This is a genomic window from Streptomyces sp. NPDC088350, assembly GCF_044753545.1.
Classification (GTDB): domain Bacteria; phylum Actinomycetota; class Actinomycetes; order Streptomycetales; family Streptomycetaceae; genus Streptomyces.
The window spans coordinates 335,866-360,352 of sequence record NZ_JBIVNL010000001.1 but is presented as its reverse complement, the minus strand read 5'-3'; the positions used below and the strand labels follow the sequence as shown (position 1 = coordinate 360,352).

The 24,487-nt window shown below is 71.3% G+C and carries 17 protein-coding genes; 4 read left to right on the top strand and 13 right to left on the bottom strand.

What is annotated here, in order from left to right; all coding sequences use genetic code 11:
* Window positions 1-92 precede the first annotated feature (92 nt).
* Together ACIQBL_RS01670 and ACIQBL_RS01665 are read right to left on the bottom strand one after the other, a co-directional pair.
* Window positions 93-1,664 (bottom strand): serine/threonine-protein kinase, encoded by a 1,572-nt coding sequence (locus tag ACIQBL_RS01670; protein WP_401935631.1) that lies wholly within the window; start codon window positions 1,662-1,664, stop codon window positions 93-95.
* Window positions 1,665-1,708: 44 nt separating this feature from the next.
* A complete protein-coding gene (locus ACIQBL_RS01665) occupies window positions 1,709-2,602 on the bottom strand; it encodes an MBL fold metallo-hydrolase (protein ID WP_401935629.1) in 894 nt (297 codons plus the stop codon).
* Between the two features lie 102 nt (window positions 2,603-2,704).
* On the opposite strand from ACIQBL_RS01665, the gene ACIQBL_RS01660 reads away from it, so the two are divergent.
* Window positions 2,705-3,601 carry an AraC family transcriptional regulator gene (locus ACIQBL_RS01660; RefSeq protein ID WP_401935627.1) on the top strand — a complete coding sequence of 299 codons (897 nt, stop codon included), beginning with the start codon at window positions 2,705-2,707 and terminating at the stop codon, window positions 3,599-3,601.
* Window positions 3,602-3,608: 7 nt separating this feature from the next.
* On the opposite strand, the gene ACIQBL_RS01655 is transcribed toward ACIQBL_RS01660, so the two are convergent.
* The 6 genes from ACIQBL_RS01655 to ACIQBL_RS01630 all read right to left on the bottom strand — a co-directional run bounded on the left by ACIQBL_RS01655 (window position 3,609) and on the right by ACIQBL_RS01630 (window position 13,789).
* Entirely contained in the window at window positions 3,609-3,956 is a 348-nt protein-coding gene (locus tag ACIQBL_RS01655) for a hypothetical protein (protein WP_401935625.1), read from the bottom strand.
* The gene (locus tag ACIQBL_RS01650) at window positions 3,953-4,171 is read right to left on the bottom strand and encodes a hypothetical protein (protein ID WP_401935624.1); all 219 of its coding nucleotides are present in this window, start codon (window positions 4,169-4,171) and stop codon (window positions 3,953-3,955) included. The genes ACIQBL_RS01655 and ACIQBL_RS01650 overlap by 4 nt, the downstream gene beginning before the upstream one ends.
* A 34-nt stretch (window positions 4,172-4,205) precedes the next feature.
* Window positions 4,206-5,933 carry a serine/threonine-protein kinase gene (locus ACIQBL_RS01645; protein ID WP_401935622.1) on the bottom strand — a complete coding sequence of 576 codons (1,728 nt, stop codon included), beginning with the start codon at window positions 5,931-5,933 and terminating at the stop codon, window positions 4,206-4,208.
* Window positions 5,934-5,962: 29 nt separating this feature from the next.
* A complete protein-coding gene (locus tag ACIQBL_RS01640; protein ID WP_401936986.1) occupies window positions 5,963-7,708 on the bottom strand; it encodes a protein kinase in 1,746 nt (581 codons plus the stop codon).
* 157 nt (window positions 7,709-7,865) lie between these two features.
* On the bottom strand, window positions 7,866-11,102 hold the full coding sequence (locus tag ACIQBL_RS01635; RefSeq protein WP_401935620.1) for a protein kinase: 3,237 nt from the start codon (window positions 11,100-11,102) through the stop codon (window positions 7,866-7,868).
* Window positions 11,103-11,266: 164 nt separating this feature from the next.
* Window positions 11,267-13,789 (bottom strand): protein kinase, encoded by a 2,523-nt coding sequence (locus ACIQBL_RS01630; protein ID WP_401935618.1) that lies wholly within the window; start codon window positions 13,787-13,789, stop codon window positions 11,267-11,269.
* Between the two features lie 170 nt (window positions 13,790-13,959).
* Between ACIQBL_RS01630 and ACIQBL_RS01625 the strand changes: the two genes are divergently transcribed.
* Entirely contained in the window at window positions 13,960-15,150 is a 1,191-nt protein-coding gene (locus ACIQBL_RS01625) for a serine hydrolase domain-containing protein (protein WP_401935616.1), read from the top strand.
* Window positions 15,151-15,226: 76 nt separating this feature from the next.
* Here ACIQBL_RS01625 and ACIQBL_RS01620 read toward each other — a convergent pair whose 3' ends face one another.
* Window positions 15,227-16,942, bottom strand: coding sequence for a glycerol-3-phosphate dehydrogenase/oxidase (locus ACIQBL_RS01620; RefSeq protein ID WP_401935614.1), 1,716 nt, complete (start codon window positions 16,940-16,942; stop codon window positions 15,227-15,229).
* A 271-nt stretch (window positions 16,943-17,213) separates the two neighbouring features.
* Between ACIQBL_RS01620 and ACIQBL_RS01615 the strand changes: the two genes are divergently transcribed.
* Both ACIQBL_RS01615 and ACIQBL_RS01610 read left to right on the top strand, forming a co-directional pair.
* Entirely contained in the window at window positions 17,214-18,422 is a 1,209-nt protein-coding gene (locus ACIQBL_RS01615; RefSeq protein WP_401935612.1) for a nucleotide sugar dehydrogenase, read from the top strand.
* A 136-nt stretch (window positions 18,423-18,558) separates the two neighbouring features.
* Window positions 18,559-19,134: a hypothetical protein gene (locus ACIQBL_RS01610; protein WP_401935610.1), complete on the top strand. Its 576-nt coding sequence runs from the start codon at window positions 18,559-18,561 to the stop codon at window positions 19,132-19,134.
* A gap of 669 nt (window positions 19,135-19,803) precedes the next feature.
* On the opposite strand, the gene ACIQBL_RS01605 is transcribed toward ACIQBL_RS01610, so the two are convergent.
* The 4 genes from ACIQBL_RS01605 to ACIQBL_RS01590 form a co-directional block, all read right to left on the bottom strand.
* Window positions 19,804-20,928 carry a GuaB3 family IMP dehydrogenase-related protein gene (locus ACIQBL_RS01605; RefSeq protein ID WP_355923078.1) on the bottom strand — a complete coding sequence of 375 codons (1,125 nt, stop codon included), beginning with the start codon at window positions 20,926-20,928 and terminating at the stop codon, window positions 19,804-19,806.
* A gap of 105 nt (window positions 20,929-21,033) precedes the next feature.
* Window positions 21,034-22,539 carry an IMP dehydrogenase gene (guaB, locus tag ACIQBL_RS01600; RefSeq protein ID WP_401935608.1) on the bottom strand — a complete coding sequence of 502 codons (1,506 nt, stop codon included), beginning with the start codon at window positions 22,537-22,539 and terminating at the stop codon, window positions 21,034-21,036.
* A 190-nt stretch (window positions 22,540-22,729) separates the two neighbouring features.
* On the bottom strand, window positions 22,730-23,317 hold the full coding sequence (locus ACIQBL_RS01595; protein WP_262056184.1) for a sigma-70 family RNA polymerase sigma factor: 588 nt from the start codon (window positions 23,315-23,317) through the stop codon (window positions 22,730-22,732).
* A 266-nt stretch (window positions 23,318-23,583) separates the two neighbouring features.
* Entirely contained in the window at window positions 23,584-24,195 is a 612-nt protein-coding gene (locus ACIQBL_RS01590; RefSeq protein WP_003948568.1) for a response regulator transcription factor, read from the bottom strand.
* Window positions 24,196-24,487 lie beyond the last annotated feature (292 nt).

The window sequence follows — 24,487 nt, the reverse complement described above, 5'->3', positions numbered from 1 at the left end:
ACCGCGTACCCACATAGCGCCAGTGATCACTGGCGTCGAACGTGCTGATCAGGGCGTTGTACGTGAATGATCACGGCCGAATCACCACCGGATCACTTTTCCGTGAGGGCGAGCCGGTCGCGGGCGCCCTTGAAGAGCGCGGTGCCCTTCTTCTCATCCGGGGTGCCCTTGGGCATGTCCACGCGCAGCTCGTACATACGGTGGTCCGCGGTACGGATGATCAGGGCCATGACGCGGGTCGGGATGCCGGACTGGTCGTAGACGGTGTCCGCGAGGACGGCGTCCTTGTTTCCCCGGAAACTGGTGCGGATGTACCGCGGGTGGGACGTGCCCTGACCCAGGGAGTGCGCTTCGGTGAGCGGCGAGCCGGCGGCTGCGTCCCACTCGGTGAGGCGGACCCGGAGGGTGCCGGTGCCGTAGGTGACGGTACGTCTGCCGGATCCCGCCTGCGCGTCGAGCCGCCGGGACCGGGACGGGAGGGAGAGGACGGCGGACATCTCCTTCTCCGGGTGCGGGGTCCAAGAGGGGCTCTTGGTGCTGTCCCGTCCCAGGAGGCTGTCGACGACGGTACCGAAGACCAGACCCGCCAGGAGGAGTGCCCCGAGGGTGAGGAGAAGGGTGCGGCGGGGGCGTAGGCGTAGGAGGCGGGGCTTGGGATCCGGTTCCGGTTCGGGCTCCGGTACGGCGCCCTCGGTCTGCCGGTCGGGCTCCTCGCCAGGCTCTTCGTCGGGCTCTTCGTCGGGCTCCTCGTCTGGCTCCTCGTCTGGCTCTTCGTCGGGCTCTTCGTCGGGCGGCGCGTCCTGGACGGTGATCGGTGGTTCCGGTACGTCCTTCCCCTCGGCCACCGCCTCCAGTACCGCGCCGACCTCCTCCGCCGCCGGCCGCGCCTCCGGGTCCCGCGCCAGCAGCCGCATGATCAGCGGTCCGAGGGGTCCCGCACGGGTCGGTTCGGGCGGGTCGCCGGCGAGGATCGCGCCGAGGGTGGACTCCACGGTCGTACGGCGGAAGGGGGACGCTCCTTCTACGGCCGCGTAGAGGAGGACGCCCAGGGACCACAGATCGGAGGCCGGGCCCGCGCCGGTGCCCGACATGCGCTCGGGGGCGATGAATTCGAGCGAGCCGACGAACTCCCCGCTGGCGGTGAGGGATTCCTCGCCCTGGATGTGCGCGATGCCGAAGTCGGTGAGGACGACGCGGTCGTGCGTACCGAGGAGGACGTTGGCGGGTTTCACGTCCCGGTGCACGATCCCCACGGCGTGGGCGGCGCGCAGGGCGCCGAGGACGGCGAGGCCGATGCGGGCGGAGGCGGCGGGGGCGAGGGGGCCGCGCCCGAGCAGTTCGTGCAGGGACTCGCCGCGCACCAACTCCATGACGATCCACGGGAGTTCGTCCTCGATGACGACATCGTGGATGGCGACGGCGGAGGGGTGGTCGACGCGAGCGGCGGCGCGGGCCTCGCGGTAGAGCCGGTGGGCGGCCCGCCGGAACTCCTCGTCCTCCGGGTCGCCGGGCAACCGCGGTTGCTTGACGGCGACTTCGCGGTCCACGAGTTCGTCGAACGCCCGCCACACGGTGCCCATGCCGCCGGAACCGATCCGTTCGAGCAACCGGTAGCGACCGCCGACCAGCCGTCCGTCGCGCACCTGTTCGCCGACTTCGCTCATGCCCCATCAGTACCGCGCCGGATACGGCCTTGTCGACGCGCGTCCTACTTCCCGAGCACCAGTGTGTCGCCGGCCCGCCGTACCCGCGCGACACCGGTGCCGCCGAAGTGCGCCGGAATCACCAACTCCCCTTCATCTGCTGCCCGTTCGAGCACGCGCCGGCGGCTGTCCGCGGCCTGCCGGGGATCGAGACAGAAGCAGCTGCTGCACTCGGGATGGGCGATCTGGACGGGGCTGTGCAGCAAGTCCCCCACGAACACGGCCCGTTCACCGCCGGAGGCGACCCGGAGGACGGACGAGCCGGGGGTGTGACCGGGCGCGGACTCCAACGTCAGGTGCTCGTCGATCCGAAACGTGCCGTCCCACAGGGTGGCCAGACCGGCGCGGTGCACGGGCGCGACGCTGTCCTCGTAGGTCAGGCGGTCATCGGGTGTCACCGCGCCGCCGTAGCGGTTCTCGGGGCCGAAGTGGAAGTCGTCCGCGGCGGGCAGGAGATAGCGCGCGTTGGGGAACAGCGGCTGCCAACTCCCCTCCACATCATGGGTGTTCCAGCCGACGTGGTCGCCGTGGATGTGCGTGTTGACGACGACGTCGACGTCCTGGGGCCGTACGCCGGCCCGCGCCAGCCGGCCCGGGAGGTCGCCCTGGCTCATGTGGAACAGCGGATTGCCGGGCCGCTCCCGCCCGTTGCCGACCCCGGTGTCGACGAGCACGGTCCGCCCGGCGCTGCGCAGCACCCACGTCTGGAGTGCCACGACCGCGCGGTCGCTCTCGGGGTCCCAGTGGTCGGGGGCGAGCAGTTCGCGGTGGTCCTGCCACACCTCGGGGGCCAGGTCCGGGACGAGGGTGCGGGTGGGGGCGAAGGGCCGGTGCCACTCGACGACGCGGACGACTTCGACGTCGCCGATCGGGAAGGTCTGGGTGTTGTCCTCGGTCATGGAAACGAGCGTAGGGAGTCCGTGTTGAGCGTCTCAATGCGTGAATGCCTCATCTGAATACGTGCACACCTCACCTCTGCCCCTCTGGCGTACCGTGACCGTATGGATGTGGTGAGCGACGCGATCTCCGCCGTACGGACCGGGCGGCCCTCCTCCAACCGGCTCCGGGTGAGCGGCAGTTGGTGCACGCGGCTCGCGCCGTACGAGGGCGCGGGGTTCCATGTCGTGCTGGCGGGCAGCTGCTGGCTGGTGCCCGACAAGGGCGGCGAGCCGGTGACGCTGGGCGCGGGGGACGTCGTCCTGCTGCCGCACGGAGCGGGACACGTGCTGGCGGACTCGCCCGGCGACACCGGGCGGGCGGTGCCGTTCGAGGAGATGCGCCGGCCGGCCGGGGACGGCGGGCCGGAGGTCGAGCTGCTGTGCGGGAAGTACCGGCTGGACCGGAGCCGGACGCATCCGCTGATGGCGGAGCTGCCGGACGTGGTCCATCTGCCGAACCGGGTCGGCCGTCACCCCGAACTGCGGTCGGCCGTGGACCTGTTGGCCCAGGAGTTGGACGAACGGCGGCCGGGTGCCTGCCTGGCGCTCCCGAGCCTGCTCGACCTGCTGCTGATCTACCTGGTGCGGGCGTGGATGTCCGAGGCGGAGACGGGCAGTTGGCCGTCGGTTCTGAACGACCCCGTGACGACCGCCGCGCTACGGGCCCTGCACTCCGACCCGGCCGCGCCCTGGACCAACGACCGGCTGGCCGCGGCGGCCGGGGTGTCCCGGGCGACGCTCGCCCGCCGGTTCACCGCGCTGGTGGGGCGGGCGCCGATGGCGTATCTGACGTGGTGGCGGCTGACGTTGGCGGCGACGCGACTGCGGGACACGGACGCCCCGCTGGCGACGGTCGCCCGGGAGGCGGGCTACGGCAGCCCCTACGCGCTGTCGCACGCGTTCAGCCGGGAGTTCGGGATGACGCCGGGGAGGTATCGCGGAGACGTCCGCACCCAGTAGTGCTTCGTTAGGTCCAGGCGTCAGGGAGATCCGGCTCGTCGTACTCCTCCGCGAGCCGCAGGCCCAGGTCCGACTCCCACTCCAGGGCCCAGTGCCTCAGTTCGGCGGTCTCCCGCGCGTCGAGTCCGTGGGCCGCGAACTCCTCGTCGCTCACCCACACCACGCCCTCCAGCCGGTCCCGCAGCCCGAAGAGGTCGAAGTCCGTCGGGTCGTCCGCGAGCGCCAACCGCTCCAGCTCGATCACGGAGTAGTGGCGGCAGGCGGCGTACACGTCGATCACATCGCCCGGCAGACCGCGGTCGCCGAGCGCGCGCACGCTCATGACCGCGAGGTCGGCGTCCACGGCGCGGTTCACAGGGTGTCGATGTCGAGGTCGATGCAGCCGTTGGTGTCCTCGGACTTCTTGTCGAGGCTCAGGAAGAACCAGATACTGCCGCTCGGATCGGTGTACGTGCCCCAGTGCCCCTTGTCCGACGTGCGGGCTGGCCGCCCCGTCCCCCGTCGCCGCTCATGGGTCCATGCATATCGCGGCGACCGCCCCCGTATCCACAGGGAACGCTTTCCGGTCACAGACCCGTGACCGGGCTTGCGGCATATCTCCCGCTTACGTGTGCGCGAAGGTGTCCAGCGCGACATCGAAGTACTCCTTCGCCTCCCGCACCTTCCCGACCGGCGCCGACACCCATACGTCGTACATCCGGCCGCCCTCCTCCCAGCACATGTCGTACGTGTGCCGGGGCCCCTCCGCCGTGCTGAAGCCGTTCCAGCTGAACTCCCAGAGCGCGGCGGGGTGTCCGTAGTGGGTCGTGTCGGTGACCTTGCCGTCGTGGTAACCGGGGTTCGTGTCCGCCCCCTTGGCCGCCGCGCTCTTCATCACCGCGAGCGGGCCGCCCGTTTCGGGATCGGACATCTTGATGCCCAGGCGGAAGGTCTCCCCCGGCGACATGTAGAAGATGCGCTCGCCCTGCGGTACCCGCACGAAGTCCTCCGGTACGGCGAGCGAGAAGCCGTCGGGGTCGCGGGCGGTGCGGTAACCGGAGGGCGCGGTGGGGGTGTTGGACGTGCCGACCGTGGCCGAAGGCGAAGGGGACGGCGAGGGCCGCGTACTGGCACTCGTGGACGTCAACGGCGCCGAACTCACCGGCGAGGCACCCCCCGCACTGCCACCGTCCCCGTCCCCCCGCATCAACAGCCCCGCCGCCGACACCCCCGCCCCCGCCATCGCCGCGACCAGCAACGCGGCCACGAGCACACCGCGCGTGGAACGCCGAGGGGGCTGCTCCGCCGTGGCGGAGGGCGTCGGCGACGGCAGCGGGGTCGAGGGTGACGACGTCTCCAACTGCCGCCGGGGAACGTCCTGTTGAGTCGGCGTGTAACCGGGCACCGGCTTGGCCGCACGGCCGGACGTCAGCTTCAGCGTGCGTCCCCTCGGCGTACGCCCCGATGCCGACGTGGATGCCGGAGCCGAGGCCGAGGCCGGCGTGCGCCCCGTGTCCAGAAAGGCCCGCAGCATCCGCTCCGCCTCCGCCGCCGCCAACCGCCGTTCCGGATCGCGTTCGAGCAGTCCTCGTACGACGGGAAGCAGCGGCCGGGTCTCGTCGGGCGGGCGGATCTCGTCGAAGACGACCGCGTGCAGGATGCCGCCCAACGAGTCGCGCCGGAACGGCGATTCACCGCTGAGGATCGTGCACAGCAGCGCGCCCAGCGACCACAGGTCGGACGCGGGACCGGTCGGCAGGCCCGACATCCGCTCCGGCGCGGTGTACTCGGGCGAGCCGACGAACTCGCCGCTCCCGGTGAGCGTCGTGGCGCCCACGACCTGTGCGATACCGAAGTCGGTCAGGACGACCCGGTCGGAGTCGGCCCGGTCGGAGGCCGCACCCAGCAGCACGTTGGCCGGTTTGATGTCCCGGTGCAGGACGCCCGCCTCGTGCGCGGTACGCAGCGCGCCGAGCAGGGCGACCCCGATCCGCGCGGCCTCGGCGGCGTCGACGGGGCCGCGCGCGGAGATCCGGTCGGCGAGCGAGCCGCCGTCGATCAACTCCATGACGATGTACGGCCGTTCGTCCTGCTCGACCACGTCGTGCACGACGATGATGTGCGGGTGCCGCAACTGCGCGACCGCCCGTGCCTCGCGCAGCGTACGGTCGCGCTGCCGGCGGGCCTCCTCCTCGGAGAGGGAGTCGTCCTGGGCGATCTCCTTGACGGCGACCTGCCGCCCCAGGAGTTGGTCGGTCGCCCGCCACACGATGCCCATGCCACCGCGCCCGAGCCGCTTCTCCAGTCGGTAACGCCCGGCGATCACCCGGACGTTGTCCCCCTCGGTCCCCATGCGCACCATCATGACGCAACCGGAAGCCCTCAGCCCGAGTGGGGACTCCAGCTCTGCAGGACCGACTTGAACTGCTTGCTCGTCGTCGCCCAGTCGGCGGCGGGAGAGGACATGTAGATCGCGTACTCGACGCCGTCACGGGACATGTACGTCTCCTCGATCGCGCGCCGGGGGCCCGGGTAGGGCGTGTCCTTGGCCTGCGCGGTCCAGGTGTAGTCCCACAGGGAGCCCGGGCGGTCGCGGAAGGTGTTCTCCTCCAGCGTCACCCGGCGGTAGTCGACCAGGCGTTGGAGCTGCACTTCCAGGTCGAGTTGGTGGGCGTACGCGGTGGGGAAGTCCGGTGAGGTGTCGATGGCGATGCGCACGAAGTGCTTCTCGTTGTCGGGCGAGTAGTCGACCTGCTTGATACCGCCGGAGTCGCCGTAGACCTTCCGCTCCCAGCCCTTGGGGAGGGATATGTCGAAGCCCCAAGGGTCCTGGTGGACCTGCCAGTTGGCGGTATCCGAACCTTGCGGCGAGGCCGGCTGTGCGCTGGTCGCCGCAGGACTCTTCGAGACGGAGGCGGACGGGGTGCCGCCCTGGTCCCGGTCCTGGTTCCACTTCTGCAGCCCCAGCGCCGTACCGCCGCCGACGAGCGCGGCGAGGACGACCACCAGGACGATGGAACGGAGCCTGCGGCGCTTCGGCGCAACCGGCGCGGGGGTGGCGAGGGCGACGACGGGCGTCGGGTACGACGTGGGCCCGGCAACCGGAGGATAGGGCGTCTGCCCGGCCCCCGACGGGTACGGCGTCTGCCCGGTCCCCGACGGATACGGAGTCGGAGCGGCCCCCGACGGATACGGAGTCGGAGCGGCCCCCGACGGGTACGGCGTCGCACCCGTACCGGGCGTGTCCTGCGCGAACCCCGCCTGGCGCGAGCCCACTTGCTGCGTGGGCAGCCACTCCTCCGCCGACCGGGGCCGTCGCCCCTCCGCCGCCTCCGCGAGCATCTGCTCGGCCTGGTCCGCGCTGGGCCGTGCGGCGGGGTCCTTGTTCAGCAGCGCGGCGATGACGGGCGCGAGCGCACCGGCGTACCGCAGTTCGCCCGCGTCCTCCTCCACGACGGCCTGCATCGTGGACAGCGGCGAGGTGCGGCGGAACGGCGAGCGGCCCTCGACCGCCGTGTACAGCGTGGCGCCCAGCGCCCACAGGTCGGAGGACGGTCCCGGGTCGGCGCCGCGGACGCGCTCGGGCGCGAGGTAGTCGACGGAGCCCACGACCTCTCCCGTGCGCGTGATGGTCGAGTCGCCCTCGATCTGCGCAATGCCGAAGTCGGTGAGCAGCACCCGCCCGTCCTGCCCGAGCAGTACGTTGCCGGGCTTGACGTCGCGGTGCAGGACGCCGGCGGTGTGCGCGGCGCGCAGGGCGCGCAGCACCCACAGGCCGATGCGCGCGGCCTCGGCCGGCTCGATCCGGCCCTGCTCCTTGACCTCGTCGGCCAGCGAGTTGCCCTCGACCAGCTCCATGACGATCCACGGGCGGCCGTCGTGCTCCAGTACGTCGTGCACGGTGACGACGGCGGAGTGGTTGATGCGCGCGGCGGCGCGCGCCTCGGCGCGGGTGCGCGCCAGCAGTCTCGGCTGGTCGCTCTCGGACACATAGAGCGCGGCCGTCAACTCCTTGATGGCGACGGCCCGGTGCAGCACCTCGTCGTGCGCACGCCACACCCGGCCCATGCCGCCGCTGCCGATCGACTCGGCCAGCCGATAGCGCCCCGCGAGGAGCAGGCCCTGCATCTGATTCACGTTTCCCCGCAATGCTCTTGACAGGCTCAGCGTAAGGACCGGCCCTCGTCCAGGGAACCAGCGGGGTACCACGGAGACCGCACTGTGACGGTTGTCGCTTCTGCGCCCGAACGGGAACCATCGGGCTTCGGCGCGCCGCCTCCGCAGGTCACCCGGTGTACTGATAGGTCGACGACGCCTGCTCGTACAGCCGTGTCACCTCGTCCCGTTGGGCCTCCGGGCCGCGTACCTGCACGATGTGGTACCTGCCGTCGATGAGGAACGCCATGTTGCGTACGAACAGGTCGCCGCCCTGGCTGTCCGTCCAGGTGAACTGCCCCTCGGCCATGGTCTTTCCGCCCACGGTGATGGTCCGCAGCCCGGTGGCGGTGGCCCAGCTGGACGCACGGTAGGGCGCCAACTCCCGCTCCTTGTCCCGCTGGTACACCATCGGGTCGCTGCCGTTCGCCGTGGCGCTGTCCCGCCCCGGCACGACGATCAGCTCGAAGTCGCCGTGGGAGTAGACGACTTGGCCGCTCCCGTTCTTCGGCGTACGGGTCCAGCCCTTGGCGACGGCGATCTGGAACCCTTCGGGGTCCTTGCGCAGCACGAACCCGTCGGCAACGTTCGAGCCGGTCTGTGTCGGGGTCGAACTGGCGGATGTGGAAGGGCTGTTGTGGGCCGCGGGCGAGGTCTGGTCGGGCTGCGGCCGGCTGCTCGCCGCGGCCGACGACTGGGAGGGCGCGGGGCTTACGTCCCCGGCGGCCCCGGTCTTGTCCCCCTGCCCGGCCCCGGTGCTCTCCCCGGACTTGGGCATGAAGAGCATGGCGTACGCGACGGCACCGGCCAGCAGAAGGAAAATAAGAATGAGCAGGGTCCGGCCCAGCCTCCGAGGCGACCCTCCGACCTCTTCCTTGGCCCGCTTGTGCCGCCCGTGCGGACTGGTCGCGGGCAACCCGGCCCGGCGCCTGCGCACCAACTCGCCGCGCCGCCGCACGATCGGCAGCCGCCGGGGGTCGGTCGGCGGGGTGGCGACGACATACGTACCGGCCTCGGGCTCGGGCGCCGAACGCACCAACGACCGCAGCCAGCCCCGCAGTTCCTCGAAGTCGAGCCGCTCGGTCGGGTCCTGCCGGAGCAACGACTCCACCACCGGCCGCAGCGGCCCGCACTCCTCCGCGAACGCGGGCGGCTCCGCGCACACGAGCTGCACCAGCTCGGCCGTCGACTCCTCCGGATAGGGCGCATGCCCCTGCACGGCCCTGAAGAGCAGCGCGCCCAGCGCCCACAGGTCGGTGGCCGGCCCGATCGGCGCGGCCAACTGCCAGTTCTCATGCACCGGCACGGCCTGCTCCGGCGCCCACCGCTCGGTCACCGGCCCCACAACCGTCATCCGCACCTGCCGAGCCCGCTCGGCGGCCAACGCGGTGGCGGGCCCACGGCGGGCGGGCACTCCGGCGGCGGCCAACTCGTCCCAGCGGGAGGGGGTTTGGGGGGAGTCACCGGGGCCGGGCGACGGGACGGATCCGTCGAGACCGGGGAGGCGGGGGTTGCCGGAGGCGGCTACGCCGGGCTGACCGGCGGCGGTGAGCGCGCCGTAGCCGGTGGGGTCAGCGCCGCGGGGTGGGGTGTTCGTGCCGTGAGGCGGGGTGTTGGCGCGGTAGCCGGCGGCGTCGGTGCCGTGAGGCGGGGGGCCGGCGCGGTAGCCCGAGGCATCGGTGCCCTGGGGCGAGGCATTGTCCCCGGCGTAGGTCGAAGCGTCCCTGCCGTAGCCCGGGATGCCGGTGCCGTGAGGCGGGGCGTTGTTCCCCGCGTAGCCCGAGGGGCCCTGACCATGGCCCGAGGTGTTCGTTCCATGAGGCGGGGTACCGGCGCCATAGCCCGAAGTATCGGTGCCGTGAGGCGGGGCATTGTCCCCCGCGTAGGCCGAGGCGTCCCTGCCGTAACCCGAGGGGCCCTGACCACGACCCGAGGTGTCTCCGCCCTGGGCCGGAGCATCCGCGCGGTGTCCGGAAGTGTCCGCGCCGAACGGGCCTCCCGAGGGATCCGCGCCGGGGAACGTGCCTGTTCCGCCCGGGGACGGTGTGCCGGCGCCGCCCGCCTGCGGAGGAAATGCCCGGTCGCCCTGCACTGCCGGGGCCGTACCGCCGGCGCCGGGACGTGGTGCCGCGCCGTGCCAGGCCGTGTTGCGGACGCCGTAGGGGTCGGCTATCTGGCCCGGGGGCGTGGTGCCGGCCGGGTGCTCGACGCCGTTGCCGCCGGCGTACGGCAGCGGGGCCGCGCCGCCCGGCTGCGCGGTGCCGTGTTCACCCGCGGGGGCGGGGCGTGCGCCGGGCAGCGCCGGGCGTCCCGCCTGCTGGGCCTCCTGTACCCGCGCAGCGGCTCGCGCGCCCGCGCGGTACGCGGCGATCGCCCCGGCCCGCGCGGCCCGGATGTCACCGACGCCGTCCGCTTCCCTGCGGGCCAGCGCGGCGGAGGAACCACCCCCGCCACCGCCCTCCACACCGACTCCGGGCAGCCCACCGGCGGCCCGCGCCTCGATCGCGGCCCGCCGAGCGGCCTCGGGATCCACATCAACAGGGCTTACGGCAGCGGCGGCAGCGGCGCCGGGTCCGCCCCCCGCGCCCCCGAAGCCGATCGCCCCGCCACCGGCACGGGAATCACCGGGGACCGCAGGAACCGTAGAGCCGCCGGAACGCGCAGAACCGGCCGAAGCCGCGGAGACCACAGCCGCGCCACCATGCTGTCCGCGCGCCGCGCCCCCGCCCTCGCTGTCCTCACCGTCCTGGGGCGGCACCGGGTCGTAGCCGCACAGTGCCTCCTCCGCCGCGCCGACCGCGAGCCCGGTCAGCATCACGCGGCCGTCGTCGCAGACGAGCACCGTGCGCGCGGTGATGTTGCGGTGCACCCAGCCGTGCGCGTGCAGCACCCGCAGCGCCATCAGTACGTCGGCGGCGACCTCGGCCGCCCGGTACGGCGACAACGGCTTCTCGACGAGCAGCGCGGCCAGCGTCTGGGCGGACACCAGTTCGCTCACTATCCAGAGCGAACCGCCCTCGGCGAACACGTCGAAGACCTGGTCCAGCCGGGGATGGTCGGGGATCCGCGCCGCGGCCTGCGCGGCCTCGACCGCACGCCGTACCGCCGGATCGCTCGGCCGCCGGGTGGCCGTCCGCGCCGTGGCCGGCCGTCGCGCCCCGCGATCCCGCGCGGTGAACCCGTCGGGCAGCCCGTCCTCGCCGAGCACCTCCGCCTCGACGACCTCCGGCAACGGCACCTGGCGTACCAGGACTTCCTGCCCGCTGTAGGTGTCGAAGGCGCGGGTCTCGGTGAGTTCGTACTCGTCGGAGGGCGGCAGCGGCAGGCGGTAGCGGTCGGCGAGCACCCGACCCGCATAGTCGTCCACGTTGCCTCCCCCGGCCGCCCGGTTGGTCAATTCCGTTCGCCTTGCGCCCCGTTCCGCACGCATACCTGGATGCCTACGGTCCGCAACCATTCACGATACGTGCCGGAGGCAACCCGCAAAGAGGGGTTGACGTATCTGGCGCGCCAAACCCGGACCCACCCGCCTCACGGCTTCGGTTCGAACGTCTTCGTCAGCGTCGCCCAGGTGTCCTTGCGCAGTTCGGTGTCCCAATTAGCCGCTTTCGCGGTGTACATGAGCGCATATCCGAGATGACTGTTGACGACGAACCCGCGGTCGATGGTGCGGTACTTCGTCCCGCCGTCCTCATAGGTGAACTCCCAGTCGGCCGTGTTCCAGCCCCGGTAGCTCACCCCCTCTATTCGGATCCGCGTGTACCCGGAGCGCGTCATGCCCTGCTCCTGGTTCTTCCAGTCCGCCACCGCGTCACCCTTCGGCGTACTGGTCCAGGCGATCAGCAGCTTCTGCCCGTCGGGCCCGGCCAGCCGGACCCCCGCCGAGTCGGTCGACTGGTACGACCACCCGGCGGGCAGGCCTATCGAGAACCCCTGGCTCCCCTTGTACGTCTTCACCACCGCGGCACCGCCCGAGGTGCCGCTCGCCTGGCCACCGGTCCCGCCGGACGCGCTCGCACCCGGACTCGCCGTGCTCCCCGCGGCCGGTACCGTCGCCGTGGAGTCGGCCTGCGCGCCGTCGCCGCTCGCGGTGTCGCCGGTGTCCTTCTTGGTGTCGGCGCTCGCACTCGCGCCGGCACTGGCACTGGCACTGCTGCCCGCCTTGGCGCCGCCGTTGTGCTTCGAGCCCTTCGAGCCGCTGTCACCGTCACCCAGCGTGAACGCCAGCACGACACCGAGCACCGCGAGCACGATGACGACCGCGATGATCACCAGCGTCCGCTTCGGCACCACGTCGGTGATCGGCGCCCTCGGCACGGACCGCGGCGGCAGATCCGGCGGCGTCATCACGGGCCACCCCGAACTCCGCCCACCGGAAGCCGAGTTGGCCCCCCGCGCACCCACCTCGTGCGTGGTCGTGTCCCTGATACCGGAGTCCCGCAGACTCGACTCCCGCACACCCGAGTCACGCGCACCCGAGTCACGCGCACCCGAGTCCGAAACCCCGGCCTTCGCCGCCGGGCCGCCCGACACACCGGCGTCACCCGACGCCCCGGAGACACCCGCCGCACCGGAACCCTCCGACACCCCGGAACGGGTCGCCGAACCGGACGCGGCACTCACACCGGACGCGACACCCGACCTGGCCGCAGGCACCCCCGGCGCCCGAGGCCCGGCAGCAACAGCCCCGGAACCCGCGCCGACAGCCCCCGCACCCTTCACATCACCGGAACCACCGGCCCCCGAACCACCGGAAGCACCGGAAGCACCGGAAGCACCGGAAGCACCGGGGCCACTCGTACCCGAAGAACCAACGACGCCAACCGCGCCACCCGCTCCAGTACCCGCACCCGCACCCGCACCCGCACCCGGCGTACCCGCCGAACCCGCGCCCGAGCCACCCGCCTTCACAGGAGCGGGAGTTGAAGTCACACGGGAAGCGGCACCCGCCCCCGCACCGCCACCGGCATCCGCAGCCGCCGAAGTGGCCGCCCCGGCCGCCGCCGAACCCCCGGCGGCCTTCCGCATGGACCGCAACGCCCCACGCAACCGCTCGGCCCCCGCCGAACTCCCGCCACCGCCACCGCTCTTCCTACCGCCGGACTCGGCCGGCCCCGGCTGCACGGGCAGCGGCACCACCCTCGTCGCGTCCGCCGGCGGCACCGGCTCCGGGTCGGCCGCCTTGGGCTCCGGCGCGTGGATCACCGCGTTGAGCATCACCCGGGCGCCCGCGTCGTCGAGGCGCTGGGCCGGATCCTTGGTCAGCAGGCCGTAGATGACGTCCTTCAACGGCCCGGCGTTCTTCGGCTCCTCCAGCGGCTCGGTCATCACCGCGGTGAGCGTGGCGATCGCGGAACCCTTGTCGTACGGCGGTGCGCCCTCGACCGCCGCGTACAGCAGGCCGCCGAGCGACCACAGGTCGGCCGCCGGACCGGGCTTGTGCCCTCGGGCCCGCTCCGGGGAGATGTACGAGGGCGCGCCGACAAGCATGCCGGTGGAGGTGATCGACGGGTCGCCCTCGACCTGCGCGATACCGAAGTCGGTGAGCACGACCCGGCCGTCCTCGGCGATCAGCACGTTCGACGGCTTCACGTCACGGTGCAGGATGCCCTCGCGGTGCGCGGACCGCAGGACGTCGAGTATCGCGAGGCCGACCTCCGCCGCACGCCGGGGTTCGAGCAGGCCGTCCTCCCGGATGGCCTCGGCGAGCGACTTGCCCTCGACCAACTCCATGACGATCCACGGCCGGTCGTCCTCGTCGACCACGTCGAAGACCGTCACCGCGCTGGTGTTGCGGATCCGCGCGATGGCCTTGGCCTCGCGCAACGTCCGCGTGATCAGCCGCCGTTTCTCGTCCTCGTCGATGCTGGACGGGAACCGCAACTCCTTGACGGCGACCGTCCGGCCCAGGGTTTCGTCCTCGGCACGCCACACCGTGCCCATGCCTCCGCGGCCGAGCACTTCTCCCAACCGGTACCGCCCGGCGAGAAGACGCTCGTTCTTGTCCCGACGAGTGTCCTGACGGGATGTCCCCGCCCGCTCCGCCTCCGACATGCGTCCCCTCATGCAACCCGCCCTGACAGAGCCTCCATTGTCCCCCACCGAACAAGTGCCCAACGCCCAGGGGGCCTCTCCCCGCGCACCGAGGACACCGCCCCTCGCGCATCCGCCGCAGGTCACACAGCCAAGTCCGGCAGGATGACCCGCGAGAACGGAGGATCGCGATGCCCACACCTCGGACACTCCTGGCCATTCCGGTGTCCCTGGCCTTCCTCTGCCTGTCCACCGCCGCCTCGCAAGCCGGCCCGGCACCGGCCACGAACACCCTGGTCCGACTGCTGGTCACCCGAGGCAGAGCCCCCGCCGCGGCACTACTGGCCCACGCTGGAACGGGCTTCCGCCGCACCTGGTCCGGAACGGATCACGCGCGGCCCGGGACGGATCACGCGCGAACCGAGACCGACCTCTCGCAGGCCGGGACGGATCACTCGCAGGCCGAGACGCACCTCGCGCGGGCCGAGAGTTCCTACGCATCCGGCAGGACGGAATACACACAGGCCGGAACAGGCATCAGCCGCGCCGACCACTTCCGCGCCGGCAGCATCACGAAGACCTTCATCGCGACGGTGGTCCTCCAACTGGCCGCCGAACACCGCCTGTCCCTGTCCGACACGGTGGAGCAGCACCTGCCGGGCCTGGTGCGCGGAGCGGGCAACGACGGGCGCGCGCTGACCCTCCGTTCCCTGCTCACCCACACCAGCGGTCTGTACGACTTCGCCGCGGCGACCGGGGGCACGATCCCCGTCTCCCCAACTGAGGCTGTCCTTATAGCCCTCACCCACCCTCCGGCCGATCGAGGCCGCTTCTCCTACTCGAACACCAACTACGTGCTGCTCGGCCTGGTCGTCCGGCAGGTCACCGGCCACTCGTACGCCACCGAGGCCGAGCGCCGCATCATCGCTCCGCTGCGTCTGACGGGCACCTCCTTCCCGGGCTCCCGCACCACTCTTCCCTCACCGCACGGCCGCGCCTACGCCACCGACGGCTCCGACGTCACCGATCTCGACCCGCGGGTGGCCGGCGCCGCGGGCGAGCTGGTGACCACGCTCGCCGATCTGAACCGCTTCTACTCGGCCCTGCTCGGCGGCGCGCTCCTGCCCCCGCACTGGCTGCGCGAGATGCTCAACACCCGTACCGCACACGGCTCGTACGGCATGGGTGTGTTCCCGGTGAAACTCCCGTGCGGCATCACGGTGTGGGGGCACAACGGCCGGATCTCGGGAAGCTACGTGCGCACCGCAGCCACCGTCGGCGGTCGTCGCGTCCTCACCTTCCGTGTGAACACGAGCGGGATAGCGGACCCCGGACTCGAACCGGCCCTGCTCGCCGCCGAGTTCTGCCCCCGCACCTCGTAGAACGGCCGGGTTCCGCACAAAGATCCCAGCTCACGACACTCGTTCGAGTGAAGCCGACCCGGGACCCGACGGATCCTCAGTCGCCCTCCAACGCCACGATGTCCGGCGCCCCCAACCGCGCCGCGTCCGCCGTCAGGTCGTCGGGCTGGCGCTGGGACTCCCGCTCGGCCTCGACCCGCTTCTCGTAGTGCTCGACCTCGCGCTCGATCTGGTCCTTGTCCCAGCCGAGCACCGGTGCCATCAACTCGGCGGCCTCACGGGCGCTGCGCGTGCCCCGGTCGAAGGTCTCGATCGAGATGCGGGTGCGGCGGGTGAGGACGTCGTCCAGATGGCGCGCGCCCTCGTGCGAGGCGGCGTAGACGACCTCGGCGCGCAGATAGTCGTCGGCGAACTGGAGGGGTTCGCCGAGCGCGGGGTCCTTGGCGATGAGGTCGAGGATCTCCTCCGCCATCGACCCGAAACGGTTCAGCAGGTGCTCCACGCGCACCACATGGATGCCGGTCTTCGAGGCGATCCGCGCCCGCGCGTTCCACAACGCCCGGTAGCCCTCCGCCCCGAGCAGCGGCACGTCCTCGGTGACGCACTCGGCGACCCGCATGTCGAGCCCGTGCACCGCCTCGTCGACGGCGTCCTTGGCCATCACCCGGTACGTCGTGTACTTGCCGCCCGCCACGACGACGAGCCCCGGCACCGGATGCGCCACGGTGTGCTCGCGCGACAGCTTGCTGGTGGCGTCGGACTCGCCGGCGAGCAGCGGACGCAGTCCCGCGTACACACCCTGCACGTCGTCTCTGGTCAGCGGCACCGCGAGCACCGAGTTCACATGCTCAAGGAGGTAGTCGATGTCGGCGCTTGACGCGGCCGGGTGGGCCTTGTCGAGGTCCCAGTCGGTGTCGGTGGTGCCGACGATCCAGTGCCGGCCCCACGGGATGACGAACAGCACGGACTTCTCGGTGCGCAGGATCAGCCCGCTGGTGGAGTTGATGCGGTCCTTGGGCACGACCAGGTGGATGCCTTTGGAGGCCCGGACGTGGAACTGTCCGCGCTCGCCGACCATCGCCTGGGTGTCGTCCGTCCACACGCCCGTGGCGTTCACGATCTGTTTCGCGCGGATCTCGTACTCCCCGCCCGCCTCGACGTCCTGCACCCGGGCGCCGACCACCCGCTCGCCCTCGCGCAGGAACCCGGTCACGCGCGCGCCGTTGGCGACCTTCGCGCCGTACGACGAGGCCGTGCGCACCAGGGTGGCCACATAGCGGGCGTCGTCCATCTGGGCGTCGTAGTACTGAAGCGCCCCGACCAGGGCGTCCTTCTTCAAGGCGGGTGCCACGCGCAGCGCGTGACGGCGGCTCAGGTGACGGTGCGTCGGCAGGCCGCGACCATGGGCGCGGGCCATGGACATCGCGTCGTAGAGCGCGACACCCGAGCCGGCGTAGAGGCGCTCCCAGCCCTTGTGCTGGAGCGGGTACAGGAACGGCACCGGCTTCACCAGGTGCGGGGCGAGCCGCTCCAGGAGCAGTCCGCGTTCCTTGAGGGCCTCGCGGACGAGCGCGAAGTCGAGCATCTCCAGATAGCGCAGACCTCCGTGGATGAGCTTGCTCGACCTGCTCGACGTGCCCGAGGCCCAGTCGCGCGCCTCGACCAGTCCCGTCGACAGGCCACGTGTCACGGCGTCCAGGGCGGTGCCCGCGCCGACCACGCCTCCGCCCACGACGAGCACGTCCAGTTCGCCCTCGGCCATTCCCGCCAGTGCCTCGGCCCGCTGCGCCGGACCCAGTGTCGCTGTCCTCACCGCTGCCTCCCGCTATCGGTAGCGCCGGCCGCACCCGTTCGGCGAAGCCCGGTTCGTATCCCTCCTGCCCAAATTCTGACCGGGATGCCCGACTTCAGCCACCACTCGCCCCCAGCCTGTGGACAACAATCACAGGACTGCCGAAAAACACAGCCATCCAATCCCGCATAACGGTCATATTTACTCCTAGTCTGACATTGCGCTCGCTCGTTCTGTCCACAGGGCTTGCGCACCTGTCCCGCTTCGGTTACTGGGAAGGACGGCCCACGCCATGCCCGCAGATCTCGCCGTCATCGGACTCGGTCCTCTCGGCCTGCCCCTGGCCCAGGCCGCTGTCGCCGCCGGCATCGTCACGGCCGGCTTCAAGACCGGCCCCGAGGTCGGCTCCATCAGCCCCGCCGAACTGCGCCGGATGCTCTCGGGGGGCTTCCGGCCGGCCACCAACCCCGCCGAACTCGGCCGCGTACGCACCGCCGTGATCTGCGCGCCGACCCCGCCGAACGCGGACGGCGGCCTCGACCTCAGCCAGGTGGAGACGGCCGCCCGCGCCCTCGCGGCCCACCTGCGCCCGCACACCACGGTGATCCTGGAGTCACCGGTGCACCCCGGCACCACCGAGAACTTCCTCCGCCCCCTCCTCGAAGAGGGATCGGGCCTCCGCGCGGGCCGCGACTTCCACCTCGCCTACTCCCCCAGCCGTGTCGACCCCGGCAACCGCGACTTCACCCCCGCCAACACCCCCAAGGTGATCGGGGGCCTGACCCCCGCCTGCACCGAGTCGGCCGCCGCCTTCTACGGCCGTCTCACCGACAAGGTGGTACGCGCGCGTGGACTGCGCGAAGCGGAAACCGTGCAGCTACTGGAGACCAATTTCCGGCACGTCAACATCGCCCTCGTCAACGAAATGGCCGTCCTGTGCCACGACTTGGGCGTCGACCTCTGGGACGTCATCCGCTGCGCGGAGACCAAGCCGTTCGGCTTCCAGGCCTTCCGCCCCGGCCCCGGCGTCGGCGGCCACGCCGTCCCCCAGGACCTGACGGCACACGGGGGGCGCCCACTCCGCATGGTCGAACTCGCCCAGCAGGTCAACAACCACATGCCCCGCTACGTCATCCAGCGCGCCGCCACGCTCCTCAACGAGCACGGCAAGTCCGCGCGCGGAGCACGGGTGTTGCTGCTGGGCGTCACCTACAAGGCCGACCTCGCCGACCAACAGGCCACCCCCGCCCAGGAGATCGCGATCCGCCTGATGGAACTCGGCGCCTCCGTCAGCTACCACGACCCGCACATCCCGTCCTGGAGCGTCCTCGACCGCCCGGTCCCCCGCGCGGACTCCCTCTACGAGGCGGCGGCCGACGCCGACCTGACGATCCTGCTCCAGCAGCACCGGACGTACGACCTCCAAGGCCTGTCGGTGAAGGCGCAGTTGCTGCTGGACACGCGGGGAGCCACACCGACCGGGGCCGCACACCGGCTCTGAGCACGAAAACGACTGGTCACCGGGCCACATCAACCTGCTAATCTCCCCACACTCGTCGCACAGGTGTCGCATATCCGTGCGCGCGCATCTCCGCTTCACCTTTCCTGTCTTCGCATCCCGTGGGGGGATTTCTGTCATGAGCCAGTCAGCCACGCCACCGCAGCCGCCACAGCCGCAGCCCGAGGCGCAGTCCCAGCCGCAGGCGCCCGTACAGCCGCACCCGCAGCCGGTCGACGGCAACCCGTACGCCCAGCAGCCCGGCGCCGTACCACCGCCGCCCCCGGCTCCGTACGCCCCGCCCGCTCCCCTGAAGAACAACATCGCGCTCGGCCTGGTGACCGCCGTCGTCGCCGCACTGGTCGCCGCCGGCATCTACGGCGTCGTCATCGGCACCACCAAGCACGAGATCGGCTGGGCGGCGGTCGGCGTCGGCTTCGTCATCGGCCTGGCTGCGGGCAGGCTCGGCGGGCGCAACCCCGTGCTTCCCGTGGTCAGCGCCGCCCTGGCCCTCGGCGCGGTCTACCTCGGCCAGCTGGTCGGTGAGGCGATGATCGGCGCGGACGAGCTGGGCGTGAACTTCAGCAAGGTCTTCTTCGACCACTTCGACGTCGTCCAGGACGCCTGGAAGGCCGACGCCGACCCGCTCACCTTCGTCTTCTTCGCCATCGCCGCGTTCGCCGCGTTCTCGGGGGCCAAGAAGGCCGCGCTCTGACCCCGGCGCACGGGTTGTGCAGGGGGGCGCTTGGGGCGGGGTGTGCGTCGGGGGCTGGTGGCGTGTGGCACGCGGCGCCGGTACCGTACGGAAGCAGGTGGAGTCGACCGCAGCGGGCACTGCGGCAGGCTCGTGGAGGACGATGGAGTGCCCGCCCCTGGTCTTTGCAGGGACGGCCGCTCACCTTCCGCCAACGAGGTGGAGCCCACCGCAGCGGTCACTGCGGCAGGCTCCTGAAAAGTGGACGGAGTGTCCACCCCTAGTTCATATAGGGGTGGCCGCTCACTTTCCGCCGTGAATCCACAAGATCCACCTCCTCCGTTGCTTCACCATCCGAAGACGGATCCGGTCCCAGCGGGTGGGCTTGCGGTGACGACCCATGGGTGCGCCCCCTTCCACGACGCCACCCATTGACCCGGTAGGCGGCTCGTCGGAACTCGGGCCGGGCCCCGAGAGCCCGGGTCCGGAACCATGTCCCTGGAAGGGGGCGACCCAAAAGAACTGGGCCGCCGATCAAGGACATTAGCCGCCCGACACGGCCATACGGCTCACAATCGCCCCGAACGCAACCGTGCGCCCCCTAGGTCCAACACGCGCCCCACCAGCCCCACTTGAGCACACGAAAGGGCCCGGACCACCCAGGTCCGGGCCCTTAAGAGCGTCGTACGCCTACCGCTTGTGCTGCGAGTCCGCCACCGTCACCTCGACGCGCTGGAACTCCTTCAGCTCGCTGTACCCGGTCGTCGCCATCGCCCGCCGCAGCGCGCCGAAGATGTTCATCGAGCCGTCGGGGATGTGGGACGGGCCGGTGAGGATCTCCTCGATCGTGCCGACCGTGCCGAGGTCGACCTTCTTGCCGCGCGGGAGTTCCTCGTTGACCGCTTCCATGCCCCAGTGGTGGCCCTTGCCGGGGCCGTCCGTGGCGCGGGCGAGCGGGGAGCCCATCATGACCGCGTCGGCGCCGCAGGCGATCGCCTTGGGGAGGTCGCCGGACCAGCCGACACCGCCGTCGGCGATGACGTGGACGTACCGGCCGCCGGACTCGTCCATGTAGTCGCGGCGGGCGGCGGCCACGTCGGCGACGGCCGTCGCCATCGGGACCTGGATGCCCAGGACGTTGCGCGTGGTGTGCGCGGCGCCGCCGCCGAAGCCGACGAGGACGCCGGCCGCGCCGGTGCGCATCAGGTGCAGGGCCGCCGTGTACGTGGCGCAGCCGCCGACGATCACCGGGACGTCCAGCTCGTAGATGAACTGCTTCAGGTTCAGCGGCTCGTGCGAGCCCGACACGTGCTCCGCAGAGACCGTCGTACCGCGGATGACGAAGATGTCCACGCCCGCGTCGACGACGGCCTTGGAGAACTGGGCCGTGCGCTGCGGGGAGAGCGCGGCGGCGGTGACCACGCCCGAGTCGCGCACCTCCTTGATGCGCTGCCCGATCAGCTCCTCCTTGATGGGAGCCGCGTAGATCTCCTGGAGGCGGCGGGTCGCGGCGTCCGCGTCCAGCTCGGTGATCTCGTCGAGCAGCGGCTGCGGGTCCTCGTACCGCGTCCAGAGGCCTTCGAGGTTCAGCACGCCGAGGCCGCCGAGCTCGCCGATGCGGATCGCGGTGGCCGGGGAGACGACCGAGTCCATGGGGGCGGCCAGGAACGGCAGTTCGAAGCGGTAGGCGTCGATCTGCCAGGCGATCGAGACCTCCTTCGGGTCCCGCGTACGGCGGCTGGGGACGACGGCGATGTCGTCGAAGGCGTACGCCCGCCGACCGCGCTTGCCGCGCCCGATCTCGATCTCAGTCACGTGTGTGGCCTTTCCTTCTGCGTCTCAGCGTCTTCCAGTATCGCCGACGGGCACGACAAGGGCGGCCCCGGTGTGTCCGGAGCCGCCCCTGGGGAAGCCTGCCGACTACTTGCTGCGGCTGTAGTTCGGTGCCTCGACCGTCATCTGGATGTCGTGCGGGTGGCTCTCCTTGAGGCCCGCGGAGGTGATCCGGACGAAGCGGCCCTTGGTCTCCATCTCCTCGATGGTGGCCGCGCCGACATAGCCCATGGTCTGGCGCAGACCGCCGACGAGCTGGTGCAGCACGTTGGCCAGAGGGCCGCGGTAGGGCACCTGGCCCTCGATGCCCTCGGGCACGAGCTTGTCGTCGGAGGCGACCTCGGCCTGGAAGTAGCGGTCCTTGGAGTACGACCGGCCCTGGCCGCGGGACTGCATCGCGCCGAGCGAGCCCATGCCGCGGTAGGACTTGAACTGCTTGCCGTTGATGAACTGCAGCTCGCCCGGCGACTCCTCGCAGCCCGCGAGCAGGCTGCCCAGCATCACCGTGTCGGCACCGGCGGCGAGCGCCTTGCCGATGTCGCCGGAGTACTGCAGGCCGCCGTCACCGATGAGCGGGACGCCGGCCGCGCGGGCGGCGAGGGACGCTTCGTAGATCGCGGTGACCTGCGGGACGCCGATGCCGGCGACGACGCGGGTCGTACAGATCGAGCCGGGGCCCACGCCGACCTTGATGCCGTCGACACCGGCGTCGATCAGGGCCTGGGCGCCGTCGCGGGTGGCGACGTTGCCGCCGATCACGTCGACGCCGACGCTGGACTTGATCTTCGCCATCCAGTTCAGGGCGTTGCTGTTGTGGCCGTGCGAGGTGTCGACGACCAGGAAGTCCACCCCGGCCTCGGCGAGGGCCTGCGCGCGCTCCAGTGCCTCGGGGCTGGCGCCCACGGCGGCGCCGACGATGAGGCGGCCCTCTGCGTCCTTGGCGGCGTGCGGGTACTGCTCGGCCTTGACGAAGTCCTTGACCGTGATGAGGCCCTTGAGGATGCCGGCCTCGTCGACGAGGGGCAGCTTCTCGATCTTGTGGCGGCGCAGCAGCTGCATGGCGTCGGCGCCGGTGATGCCGACCTTGCCGGTGACCAGCGGCATGGGGGTCATGACCTCGCGCACCTGACGGGAGCGGTCGGTCTCGAAGGCCATGTCGCGGTTGGTGACGATGCCCAGCAGCTTCTTGTTGCCGTCGGTCACCGGGACGCCGCTGATGCGGAACTTGGCGCACAGGGCGTCGGCTTCGGCGAGCGTGGCGTCCGGGTGCACGGTGATCGGGTCGGTGACCATGCCGGACTCGGAGCGCTTCACGAGGTCGACCTGGTTGACCTGGTCCTCGACGGACAGGTTGCGGTGCAGGACGCCGACGCCGCCCTGGCGGGCCATCGCGATCGCCATCCGGGACTCGGTCACCTTGTCCATCGCCGCGGAGAGCAGCGGGATGTTGACCCGGACGTTGCGCGAGATGCGGGACGAGGTGTCGACCGCGTTCGGCAGCACGTCGGACGCGCCCGGCAGCAGCAGCACGTCGTCGTAGGTCAGCCCTAGTGTCGCGAATTTGGCGGGCACTCCGTCGACGTTGGCAGTCATGACACCTTCCCCAAATGGCCTTGATCGGTGCGGATGTCCATGCTAACGGGAAGCGCGGTCACCAAATTCCACGATTCCACGGCTACGGCTCGCTCCGGGCTTCGTATGTTCGTACGGATGCCGTCGGCCGACTGTTCAAGAAAGGCACCGCCACAAGGCGCTGCCGCTCAAGGCAGCGCCCCCACGGGCGTTACTGCTCGGCCAGTGCCCGAAGCCGGCTCAGCGCGCGGTGCTGGGCGACCCGGACCGCGCCGGGTGACATTCCCAACATCTGACCGGTCTCCTCCGCCGTGAGGCCCACGGCGATGCGCAGCAGAAGCAGCTCGCGCTGGTTCTCCGGCAGGTTGGCCATGAGTTTCTTGGCCCATTCGGCGTCGCTGCTGAGCAGGGCGCGCTCCTCGGGGCCGAGGGAGTCGTCCGGCCGCTCGGGCATCTCGTCGGACGGGACCGCCGTCGAACCCGGGTGGCGCATCGCGGCCCGCTGGAGGTCGGCGACCTTGTGGGCGGCGATGGCGAAGACGAACGCCTCGAAGGGGCGACCGGTGTCCTTGTAGCGCGGCAGTGCGAGGAGGACGGCGACGCAGACCTCCTGGGCCAGGTCCTCCACGAAGTGCCGCGCGTCACCCGGGAGTCGGGACAGACGGGTGCGGCAGTAGCGCAGCGCCAGTGGGTGTACGTGGGCGAGCAGGTCGTGCGTTGCCTGCTCGTCTCCGTCGACCGCGCGAAGGACGAGTCCACCAATCGCCCCTTGGGCCCTGGCCCCCTCGTCGTCACGCATCGGTCCATGGTGCCTTGCGGCCGAAGGGTCCGTGGCACCGCGTCCGTTGTTGTGCACCGAAGCGTTATGAGCAGGTGCGCCGGAACTCATCTCCTGCGCCCTCCCCTCCCGCTCGACCGACTCGTCCCCGAGGAACTCCACACCTCAAGGATGCGGCATCCGCGGCGAAACGAGCAGCGGGCACCCGGTGGGCCCTTTTGCCGCCCCCGCCCACCATGAGGTAGGCGGGGATTGTCGTACCCCCGCTGCGACCCACTGACCTCGTCCTAACGGACCAGGCCCCAGCGGAAACCGAGCGCCACGGCGTGCGCCCGGTCCGAGGCGCCGAGTTTCTTGAAGAGCCGCCGGGCGTGTGTCTTGACGGTGTCCTCGGAGAGGAAGAGCTCACGGCCGATCTCCGCGTTCGAGCGGCCGTGGCTCATGCCTTCGAGGACCTGGATCTCGCGCGCGGTGAGCGTCGGCGCGGCGCCCATCTCGGCGGACCGCAGCCGGCGCGGGGCCAGCCGCCAGGTCGGGTCGGCGAGGGCCTGGGTGACCGTGGCCCGCAGTTCGGCGCGCGAGGCGTCCTTGTGCAGATAGCCGCGGGCGCCGGCCGCGACCGCGAGGGCCACGCCGTCCAGGTCTTCGGCGACGGTGAGCATGATGATGCGTGCGCCCGGGTCGGCGGACAGCAGCCGCCGCACGGTCTCGACACCGCCCAGTCCGGGCATGCGTACGTCCATCAGGATGAGGTCCGAGCGGTCGGCACCCCAGCGGCGGAGGACTTCCTCGCCGTTGGCCGCCGTCGTCACGCGCTCGACACCGGGCACGGTCGCGACCGCGCGGCGGAGCGCCTCTCGGGCAAGCGGGGAGTCGTCACAGACGAGGACGGATGTCATGGCCGCCCTCCGCAACTGATGCGCGTCACCTTGAGCCTCCAGGCTGGTACGAAATCGTCACCTGTGCGGTCGACCGACTCGGACGCCTGCCCGAGCACTTGTTGTTTTCAACCGCCTCGCACTCTCAACGACGGTCACTCGAAAGAGTTACGGGGCCGTGTGCCATCTTCGGCACTCTACGTGAGGGTGCGGACACGGTGGAGGCATGCGGGGCCGACCCTCAAGCTTTCATCACAACCAGTGCCCCATTCAGCCCTATTTCTTCCCTTTTGCTGGTGTCTGAGGCTAGATT